A 9,500-nucleotide genomic window follows, 5' to 3' on the forward strand; every position below is an offset into this window, starting at 1 on the left:
GAAAACCTAGATATCGCCGCCGACGTTGTTCGCAGCCCCCGGCGCACGCGCCACATGGATACCGCACTCGGTCTTGTCCAGCCCCTTCCAGCGCCCGGCGCGCACGTCCTCACCCTCCTGCGCCGGCTGGGTGCAGGGCCAGCAGCCGATCGAGGGGAAGCCCTGGGCGACCAGCGGATGGGCCGGCAGGTCGTGCTCGGCGACATAGGCGTCGAGGTCGTCCTTGCCCCAGTTGGCCAGGGGGTTGAACTTGATCTGCGCCCCGGCCTGTTCGACCACCGGCAGGCTGAGGCGGTCGCCGCCGTGGAAGCGCTTGCGGCCGGTGATCCAGGCGTCGAACCCGCCCAGGGCGCGGTCCAGCGGCAGCACCTTGCGAATGTTGCAGCAAGCGTCGGTGTCGGTCTGCCACAGCTTGGCCTGCGGGTCGCCGACCGCCAGGTCCTGGTATTGCGGGCGTAGGTCGCGCACGTCGGTCAGGCCCAGCCACTCAGCCAGCTGGCGGCGATAGTCCAGGGTCTGGCCGAACAGCATGCCGGTGTCGAGGAACAGGATCGGCAGGTCCGGCTTCACCTTGGCGGCGATGTCCAGCAGCACGGCCGACTCCGCGCCAAACGACGAGACCAGGGCCAGCCGGTCGCCGAAGGTCTCGACGGCGGCCTCCAGGATGGTGCGCGGGTGGGCGCGGCGCAGCTCGGCGTCCAGGCGCAGCGCCAGCGCGGTCGTGTGATCGAAAGCGTCGTAGGCCAAGCTCATGCTCCCCGCTCCGCGAAGGCCCGTTCCCCGAAAACGGGGATGCGGCCGTCGGCGGCGCGCTGATAGACGTGCCGGTAGCGATGGACGGCGGCCTGCCACTCGTTGGCGCTGGCGTCGTCCGCAGGTTCGAAGGTGTTGAAGCCCACTCGGACCATGAAGCCGGCCTGCTCGCGCAGCACCTCGCCGACCGCGCGGACCTCGCCCCTGAAGTGGAAGCGGTCGCGCAGCAGCCGGCCGTTGGTGTAGGCGCGGCCGTCCCGGTACTTCGGGAACTCCAGCGCCACCACCGCCAGGCGCGGCAGGTCATAGACCAGCGCCTCGACCTGCTCGCCGGCCTGCAGGCGCACGCCGACCCGGCGGCCCTCGGAGAGCAGGCGCTCGCCGTCAGCCTGGAAGCGGGCCAGGGAGACGATCACGTCGCCTTCGGCCAGGTCCTGGTCGTCCGCCAGGTTGGTGAACGGGTCCTCGACGCCCTTGGCGACGCCGTCCTTCAGCTCAATGAGCTTCGGCATAGACCGCCTCCTTGAAGGGCGCGACGCCGGTGCGGCGGAAGGTGTCGAGGAAGCGCTCGCCGTCCTGGCGCTCGCGCAGATAAACCTCGACCAGGGTGTCCACCGCATCGGCGACCCGGTCGTACGGCAGCGCCGGACCCAGCATCGCGCCGACCGAGGCATCCTCGGCCCCGGAGCCGCCCAGGGTGAGCTGGTAGAACTCCTCGCCCTTCTTATCGACGCCCAGGATGCCGATGTGGCCGACGTGGTGGTGGCCGCAGGCGTTGATGCAGCCGCTGATCTTGATCTTCAGCTCGCCGATCCTCTCGGCGCGGTCCTGGTCGCGGAACTTCTCGGCGATGTGCTGGGCGATCGGGATCGCCCGCGCATTGGCCAGCGCGCAGTAGTCCAGGCCCGGACAGGCGATGATGTCGCTGACCAGGTTGATGTTGGGCGTGGCGATTCCGGCCTCGGCCAGCGCCGCCCAGACCGCCCGCGCGTCGTCCAGCTTCACGTGGGGCAGGACCAGGTTCTGTTCGTGCGTGACGCGGATATCGCCCTGCCCATAGCGTTCGGCGAGGTCGGCCACGACCTCCATCTGCTCGGAGGTGGCGTCGCCCGGGGTGTCGCCGATGCCCTTCAGGCTGATCTCGACGATCGTGTAGCCAAGCTTCTTGTGCGGCTTCAGGTTGTTGCGTGCGAAGCGGGCGAAGGCTGGCGTCGCGGCCTTGGCGGTTTCGAACGCGTCGGAGACCGGCGGCAGGGTCTCGAAGCCGGTACGAGCGAAGGCGCCGCGGATGCGGGCCAGCTCGGTGTCGGGCAGGTCGACGCTGTCGCCGATCTTGGCCCACTCGGCCTCGACCTGACGGGCGAATTCGTCCTTGCCGAGCGCGGCGACCAGGATCTTGATCCGGGCCTTGTAGAGGTTGTCGCGGCGGCCGTGGCGGTTGTAGACTCGCAGGATCGCCTCGACGTAGGACATCAGCCGGTTGACCGGCAGGAACTCGCGGATGGTCGGGCCGACGTAGGGCGTGCGTCCCATGCCGCCGCCGACGATCACCTCGAAGCCCAGGGCGCCGTCGCGGGCCCGCTTCAGCACCAGGCCGATGTCGTGGACCCGGGCCGCCGTACGGTCCTTCGGCGAGGCGGTGACCGCGAACTTGAACTTGCGCGGCAGGAACGAGAACTCCGGGTGGAAGGTCGACCATTGGCGCAGCGCCTCGGCCCACACCCGCGGATCGTCCACCTCCTCGGCGGTGGCCCCCGCATAGGGGTCGGCGGTGACGTTGCGGATGCAGTTGCCGCTGGTCTGGATGGCATGCATGTCGACGCTGGCCAGATGGTCCAGGATGTCGGGCGTGTCGCGCAGCTTGATCCAGTGGAACTGCAGGTTGGTGCGCGTGGTGAAGTGGCCGTAGCCCTTGTCGTAGGTGCGCCCGATCCAGGCCAGCTTGCGCAGCTGGGTGGGGTTCAGCGAGCCGTACGGAATGGCCACCCGCAGCATGTAGGCGTGCAGCTGCAGATAGAGGCCGTTCATCAGCCGCAGCGACTTGAACTGGTCTTCGGTGATCTCGCCGGACAGGCGGCGCGCCACCTGGGACCGGAACTCGGCGGACCGGTCGGCGAGCATCTGTCTGTCGAGGGTATCGTACTGGTACATCGGCCCGCTATTTCCGCTTGATCAGGTTGACGCGCCCGGTGGAACGGGCCGCGCCGTGGGCGTGCTGCAACGCCTCGATCACCGCCCCGCCCTCGGCCTGCTTGCCGTGGTGGGGATGGTTGGTGGGGCCCAGCGCACGGATCCGCTCGCGGTAGCTGAGCGGCGCCCACAGGCCCTCGGATTCCACCAGGTCGATCAGGTAGACGTCGATCACCACGGTGGCCTGGGCCTTGCCCTGGCCCTCGGTCTCGATGGCGGCCGGATCGTCATCGGTCCACAGCTGCGCATTGGCGAACCGCTCGACCCAATGGCCGGCCTTCCAGAACACGACCTCGCCGTCGGTCAGGCGGTTGGCGGTGAGAGCTTTCATCGCGCCGCGCCCTTTCCTTTCCCGCGCAGCGGGAGAGGGGGACCGCTCGGCGAGCGCAGCGTAGAGCGAGGGCTGGAGAGGGAGAGCCCCACCTGCTGAATCGTGGCGCGGCCGGTCGTGCCGCTGAGCTTGAGGCTTGCCCTCCTCACCATCGGCTCTTCGGCTGATGGTCCCTCTCTCCCGCTTTGCAGGAGAGGAAGGGCTTGCGCCAGGGCCATGGCCTCGCCGACGATCAGCAGGGCTGGCCCCGTGATCGCGGCGGCAGCCTGCGGCAGGCCGGCCAGGGTGGTGACGACGCGGCCCTCGTCGGCGCGGCTGGCGTTCTCGACGATCAGGGCCGGCGTCGAGCCCGCGCGGCCGGCCGCGATCAGTCGCGCGGCAATCGGCGTGGCCATGGAGACGCCCATGTAGATCACCACGGTCTGGTTGGGCCGGGCCAGGCTGTCCCAGTCCAGGTCGGGCTCGCCGGCTCCGTCCTCGCCGACCCGCGCCGCATGGCCGGTGACGAAGGTCACCGCCTGGGCCAGGCCCCGGGGGGTCAGCGGCGCGCCGGCGCTGGCGCCCGCGGCCAGGGCGGCGGTGACGCCCGGCACGATCACACAGTCGACACCGGCCTCGCGGCAGGCTTCCAGCTCCTCGCCGCCGCGGCCGAAGATGAACGGGTCGCCGCCCTTCAGGCGCACGACGTTCAGGCCTTCCAGGGCGAAGGCCACCAGCATGCGGTTGATCTCGTCCTGACTGTAGGAGTGGCGCGACTTGCGCTTGGCGACGCTGATCCGGCGCGCGCCGGCCGGCGCCAGGTCCAGGATCTCGTCGGAGACCAGGCCGTCGTGAACCACCACCTGGGCGGCCTGCAGCGCCTTCAGCGCCTTGATGGTCAGCAGTTCGGGGTCGCCCGGTCCGGCGCCCACCAGCCACACCTGACCCGGGCCGCGCGCGTCGCCGCGGCCGCCCAGCACAACCAGGCGATCGGTCCGCTTCCCTCTTTCGCCGCTCTGGCTCATGATTAGCTTCTCTAACGACACTGTGGCCCCGGAATCACGACGGGACGGGCCTGCGCCCGCCCCGTCGACCGCCCACGGGTGAAAAGGGCCGATACACCGGCGGACGCTTGCAATAAGGGCGGTGGGCGCCCAATTCGCAACCCAAGGACTTCTGCCGGGGCTGTCAGGAATTCTCGATGGATCGTAACCAACAGCGACGCCGGCTGCCGCCGCTCAACGCCCTGCGGGCGTTCGAGGCGGCCGCGCGTCACCTGAACTTCAGCCGCGCCGCCGACGAACTCTCGGTCACCCCGGGCGCGGTCAGCCAGCAGATCCAGAACCTCGAGGACTATGTCGGCGCCGCCCTCTTCAAGCGCACGCCCAAGGGCCTGCTGCTGACCGACGCGGCCCAGACGGCCCTCCCCGCGCTCCGCGAGGCCTTCGACCGGCTGGCCGAGGCAGCCAGCCTGTTGACCGCGGCGGTCGATGGCCGCCGCCTGACCATCACCGCCCCGCCCTCGTTCGCCGCCAAGTGGCTGGTGCCGCGCCTGGGCGCGTTCGAGCGGCTGCATCCGCAGGTCGACGTCTGGCTCTCGGCCGGCATGGAGCTGGTCGACCTGTCCGCGGGCGAGGTCGACCTGGCCATCCGCTACGGCGCCGGCCGCTATCCGGGCCTGGAAGTGAAGCGCCTGGTCAGCGAGATGGTGCTGCCGGTGCTGAGCCCGGCCCTGCTGGCCGAACAGCCGCTGGCGACGCCTGAGGACCTGGCCAGCCACATCCTGCTGCACGACGGCTCGCCGGAGATCGACGACAGCTGTCCGGACTGGCCCATGTGGCTGGCGGCGCGCGGCCTGCGCGGCATCGACGGCCACCGGGGCCCGCGCTTCAACCAGTCCAGCCTGGTGATCGAGGCCGCCGCCAACGGCCGCGGCGTCGCCCTGGCCAAGCGCACCCTGGCCCTCGCCGACCTCGAGGCCGGCCGCCTGGTGGCCCCACTGCAGATCGAGACGGCGGTGGATTTCGCCTACTACCTCGTCCACCCCAAGGCCAAGGGCCGCCTGCCGCAGGTGAAGGCGTTCATCGGCTGGATCGAGGCCGAGGCCCTGGCGCACGAGGAGGCCCTGCGCGCCATCGACAACGGCGCCGGCATCTGAGGCGCAAAGGCTGGTAGCTGATCGCTCGGACGGCGCGCTAAGCTGGCGGCCGGGCTGAGGCGCATGGGGCGGCTGCATGACACTGATCGTCGATCGCAGCGACGAGGACGGGGCCCAGACCCACGCCCTGGTGATGGGCCTCGGCGCCTATCCCAACCTGTTCGACAATGTCGCCAACTATTCGGTCGGGTCGGCCCTGGCGTTCTCCAACTGGCTGACGGATGGGTTCTCCAACCCGGCCGCCCCGTTGGCCACGCTGGACCTGGTCCTGTCCGGCTCGCCCACGGGCCTGGGACAGACCCCGGCCACGGGCCAGGAGGTGACCGCCTCGATGATGGCCGCGGCGTTCGAGGCCTGGGTGGCCCGCGCCGCGCGCCGTCGCGACAACATCGCCCTGCTGTATTTCTGCGGCCACACCGGCCTGAGTTCCAATCGCGAAGCGCTGCTGTTCGCCGACGACGTCGGTCTCAGTTCCCGGGTCGGCGTGATCCCGTGGCGCGAGGTCATCCGGGTCCTCGACTCCTGCAACGCCGAGCGGCAGGTCCTGTTCGTCGACGCCTTCCTGACCCGGCGCGAGCTCAGCCCCTTCGCGGCGCCGTCTCAGCTCGCGCCGCAGCCCCGCACGTTGCCGCTGCGGCGCGGCGTGTTCCTCGCCGGCGCGATGCCGGACCGCGAGGACGGCCCAAACGACCCGCCGAGCTATTTCTCCCAGGCCCTGATGGCGGTCGTTCAGGCGCCGCGGACCGCCTCGCCGCTCAACCTCGGCAGGCTGCAGGCCGAGCTCGAACCGCGCCTTAGCACCCTCACCGCTCCGCACAAGACCTCACAGAACGTCCACGTCGAACTGACCGGCGACTTCGACCTGCATTTTCCGCCCGAGCCCGCCCCGGCGCCCAAGACCGCTGCGAAGCCGGCGGCGCCCGCAAAGGCCGCCAGAAAGGCCGCGCCGGCCCGGAAGGCGAAAGCCGCTCACTCAAGCGGCGGCTCGTCCGAGCCGGCCGGCGGCGTCGAGCCGAATCCGGGCAGCCCCGCTGCGAACCGGGCGCCCTCGCCGCCCGCCGCCGCCCCGCGCCCCGATCTCGACTTCTTCGACGACGACGCCGAGCTGGACAACGACGCACTGGGCCGCGCCGGGCTGGCGGTGATGGTGGCGCGGCGGTTGCACACCATCTGGCGCAACCTTAATGTCGGCGGGGATCGGCAGCGCCGCGACTCGCGGGCCAGCTTCGTGGTCCATCTCGACGCGCCCTGGGGCGGCGGCAAGACCACCTTCGCCAATTTCGTGGCCCGCGCCCTCAACCCCTATGGCTTCGGCCGACGGCCGGCCAGCTTCCTGACGCAGCGCTACGGCGATGGCGTAAACTTGTCGGCCACCTTCGCCCAGGATCCGCCGCCGCAGGACGCCGCGCCGAGCGCGCTGCCCGACGACGTTTGCCGGCCCTGGATCGTCGTTCCGTTCAACGCCTGGCAGATGGAGCACTGCACCCCGCCCTGGTGGGCGTTCTACCAGGTGATGCACGAGGCCAGCTTCAAGGCGATCCGCACCGAAGGCGACCGGCCCGCCTCGCTCGCCCGCCAGGGTGGCCACGCGCGCCCGCACGTCCTGGCGCGCTACGGTCGCTGGTCGTGGCTGTGGGCGCGGGAGTTCGCGTGGCGGCTGATCACGCCGAAGCTGCTCTGGCCGACGATTGTCTTCATCCTGGGCGGCCTGGTCGTTCTGCTGCTGTCGCGGTGGGGCGTGATCGAGGTCGGCGGCAAGCCCGGCGACCTGAAGGCCTATTTCGATCCGAAGACCGGCGCGGGGCTGGTGATGCTGGCCCTGGCGTCGCTGCCGTTGATCGGCGGCGCGCTGTCGCTGTTCTTCGAGTCCCTGGCCCCCGGGGTCGATCCCCTGGCCGAGCGGCTGGGCCTGGGACACAGCGACCCGTTCGAGCGGTTCCGGAGGCACTTCCAGCACACCATGGCGCGGATCAGGCGGCCGGTGCTGGTGGTCGTCGACGATCTGGATCGCTGCCGGCCCGAGACCATCGTCGACCTGGTGCGCGGCATGCAGACCATCCTGCGCAGCCCGCGCGTGGTGTTCCTGATCCTGGGCGACCGCGACTGGATCGAGCGGGCCTTCGAGGCGCGCAATGCCGACATGGCCAAGGTGGGCGGCGGCGTCGAGCAGTCCCTGGGCGCACGGTTCGTCGAGAAGGCGATCCAGATGTCGTTCCTGCTGCCGGGCATGGGCGCCGCGAACCAGAGCGACTACGTCCGCGGCCTGCTGGAGCGGCGCGGCGCGCCGTCGACGGTCAACCCGGCCGCGGTCAAGTTGCGGGAGAAGGTCCGGGAACAGGCCGCGGCGCGTGGCGGGGCGGCCTTCGACGCCGCCGGCCTGCGCAGCCAGGCGCGCGAGAACTGGGCCGAGGCCAAGGCCTACGCCGCCGAGGCCCGCGACCTGATCAAGGGCGTCGTGCACACCTCGGACTCGCCGGCACAGGCCAGCGCCGAGGTCGCCGTCCAGCGCGAGATCGCCCAGATCATCAACGAGGAGCTGGCCATCCACGCCGCCGCCGCGCCCGAGGTGGAGGCCGAGACCGCCAAGCGGCTGCAACCCCTGGCGCCCTGGCTGCCGCCCAACCCACGGCAGATCAAGCGGATCCTGAACGGGGTCGCGCTCTATCACGCGGTCGCCCTGCAGCACCCGACCTTCTCCACGGCCGGCGACCGCTGGTTCCAGCTGGCGCTGTGGGTGGTGATCATGACGGAGTGGCCGATGACCTGGCGGCTGCTAGTGGCCTGCCCCGAGGTGGCCGACGTGCTGGCCGCCGAGGCCCCCGCCGTGGCGTTGCGGGCGTTGAGCGAGGCCCGCCTGCCGGGGTCCTACGCCGCGACGCTCAAGGAAGTGCGGCGGATACTGGCCGACAAGGCGCTGACGGCCCTGATCACCGGGGCAGACGACCGGCCCGGACCCCGGCTCGACACGGCGGCCGTCGTCGAACTCCTGGCGATCACCCCGCCGCACGGGCGGCCGTCGCGCCTCGCCGACCCGCCGGTCGCCGATCGGGGCGCGGGTGTCCAGGGGCCGGCGGCTTGAGCCGCGTCGGCCTGGCCGCTGCGGGTGTCGCCCTCACGCTCGCGGCGACGGGCGCGTCGCAGGCCGCGCCGCCGCCGGATCCGCCCCCCGGCGCGGCGGTCCGGCTGCAGCGGCTGAACGCGGACCTGCTGAGCCACGACAGCGCGACGGCCGTGCTGCAGACGCTGTGCGACCGGCGCGGACCCCCCGGGACGCGCATCCGGGCGCGGCAGGTGGCCAGCGACGAGGCGCCCGCCGCGACCGCCGCCGCCCGCCGCGACCTCGGTGTGGGCCCGGACACGCCGGTGCGGCATCGGCGGGTGGAGCTGCTGTGCGGCGAGGCCGTCTTCTCCCGCGCCGACAACTGGTACCTGCCGGACCGCCTGACGCCGCAGATGAACGCCGCTCTGGACACCACCCAGACGCCGTTCGGCGTTGTGGTGGGGCCGCTCGGCTTCCAGCGCCACACCCTGTCCGCCCAGGCGTTGTCCGGGTCTCCGTCCGAGGTGCTGCAACATCGCGCCACCCTGGCCACGCCGGACGGCCGCGCCTTCAGCCTGGTGGTGGAGACCTATACCGACGAGGTCCTGCGCTAGAGCGCGTCAGGCGAAAGTGGATCCCGGTTTCGCCGCCCGACGCGCTCTAATTCAAAGAGTTAGAGCCTTTTTATCTGGTTCAAGCGAGGCCACTTGAATCAGAAAGGCTCTAGCGGCGGCCGATCCGGGTGAGATAACCCTCGATCGCCGCCAGCGTTTCGACCAGCGCGGCCCGCACCTGCGGCGCCATGGCCGCGTCGCCCCGCTCGGCCCGGTCGGCGAGGTCGCCCAGCGCCTTGGCGCCGAGCCCGCGCGCGGAGCCCTTGATCAGGTGGGCCAGGTCGCGCCAGCCGTCGCCGGGGTCGTCCAGCGTCGCAAGCCAGCCGTCGGCCTGCTCGCGGAACATGGCCAGGACCTCGGCGATCACGCCCATGTCGCCGGCCGCGAAGTCCTCAAGATAGGCGAAGTCCATCGCGCCTTCGGATCGGTCGGTCA

8 protein-coding genes and 1 pseudogene are annotated in these 9,500 nt (G+C 71.2%); 3 read left to right on the forward strand and 6 right to left on the reverse strand.

Features of this window, described 5'->3' with window-relative positions; genetic code table 11:
- Positions 1-6: 6 nt before the first annotated feature.
- The 5 genes and pseudogenes from Q0R13_RS22520 to cobA all read right to left on the reverse strand — a co-directional run.
- Positions 7-753, reverse strand: a complete 747-nt coding sequence (locus tag Q0R13_RS22520; protein ID WP_293908260.1) for a phosphoadenylyl-sulfate reductase — start codon at positions 751-753, stop codon at positions 7-9.
- On the reverse strand, positions 750-1,265 hold the full coding sequence (locus tag Q0R13_RS22525) for a DUF934 domain-containing protein (protein WP_293908262.1): 516 nt from the start codon (positions 1,263-1,265) through the stop codon (positions 750-752). The genes Q0R13_RS22520 and Q0R13_RS22525 overlap by 4 nt, the downstream gene beginning before the upstream one ends.
- Entirely contained in the window at positions 1,249-2,904 is a 1,656-nt protein-coding gene (locus Q0R13_RS22530) for a nitrite/sulfite reductase (protein WP_293908264.1), read from the reverse strand. Before Q0R13_RS22530 ends, Q0R13_RS22525 begins: the two co-directional genes overlap by 17 nt.
- A 7-nt stretch (positions 2,905-2,911) precedes the next feature.
- Positions 2,912-3,274, reverse strand: coding sequence for a DUF2849 domain-containing protein (locus Q0R13_RS22535; protein WP_293908266.1), 363 nt, complete (start codon positions 3,272-3,274; stop codon positions 2,912-2,914).
- 188 nt (positions 3,275-3,462) lie between these two features.
- Positions 3,463-4,278: pseudogene (gene cobA / locus Q0R13_RS22540) on the reverse strand (uroporphyrinogen-III C-methyltransferase); the annotation flags it as partial.
- A gap of 176 nt (positions 4,279-4,454) precedes the next feature.
- Between cobA and gcvA the strand changes: the two are divergent.
- From gcvA to Q0R13_RS22555, 3 genes are all read left to right on the forward strand, one after another.
- The gene (gene gcvA, locus Q0R13_RS22545) at positions 4,455-5,411 is read left to right on the forward strand and encodes a transcriptional regulator GcvA (protein WP_293908268.1); all 957 of its coding nucleotides are present in this window, start codon (positions 4,455-4,457) and stop codon (positions 5,409-5,411) included.
- A 76-nt stretch (positions 5,412-5,487) separates the two neighbouring features.
- Complete coding sequence (locus Q0R13_RS22550; protein ID WP_293908271.1) at positions 5,488-8,490, forward strand: P-loop NTPase fold protein; 3,003 nt, start codon at positions 5,488-5,490, stop codon at positions 8,488-8,490.
- On the forward strand, positions 8,487-9,065 hold the full coding sequence (locus Q0R13_RS22555; protein WP_293908274.1) for a hypothetical protein: 579 nt from the start codon (positions 8,487-8,489) through the stop codon (positions 9,063-9,065). Before Q0R13_RS22550 ends, Q0R13_RS22555 begins: the two co-directional genes overlap by 4 nt.
- 109 nt (positions 9,066-9,174) lie before the next feature.
- On the opposite strand, the gene Q0R13_RS22560 is transcribed toward Q0R13_RS22555, so the two are convergent.
- On the reverse strand, positions 9,175-9,500 hold a 326-nt coding region (locus Q0R13_RS22560; protein ID WP_293908277.1), incomplete at its 5' end, for an Hpt domain-containing protein.

The organism is Phenylobacterium sp. (assembly GCF_025351295.1).
Classification (GTDB): Bacteria; Pseudomonadota; Alphaproteobacteria; order Caulobacterales; family Caulobacteraceae; genus Phenylobacterium.

Excerpts from the sequence above, each read along its gene's own strand:
- Q0R13_RS22525 (WP_293908262.1), bottom strand. The coding sequence starts at position 1,265 with ATGCCGAAGCTCATTGAGCTGAAGGACGGCGTCGCCAAGGGCGTCGAG.
- Q0R13_RS22550 (WP_293908271.1), top strand. The coding sequence starts at position 5,488 with ATGACACTGATCGTCGATCGCAGCGACGAGGACGGGGCCCAGACCCAC.
- Q0R13_RS22535 (WP_293908266.1), bottom strand. The coding sequence starts at position 3,274 with ATGAAAGCTCTCACCGCCAACCGCCTGACCGACGGCGAGGTCGTGTTC.
- Q0R13_RS22520 (WP_293908260.1), bottom strand. The coding sequence starts at position 753 with ATGAGCTTGGCCTACGACGCTTTCGATCACACGACCGCGCTGGCGCTG.
- gcvA (WP_293908268.1), top strand. The coding sequence starts at position 4,455 with ATGGATCGTAACCAACAGCGACGCCGGCTGCCGCCGCTCAACGCCCTG.
- Q0R13_RS22530 (WP_293908264.1), bottom strand. The coding sequence starts at position 2,904 with ATGTACCAGTACGATACCCTCGACAGACAGATGCTCGCCGACCGGTCC.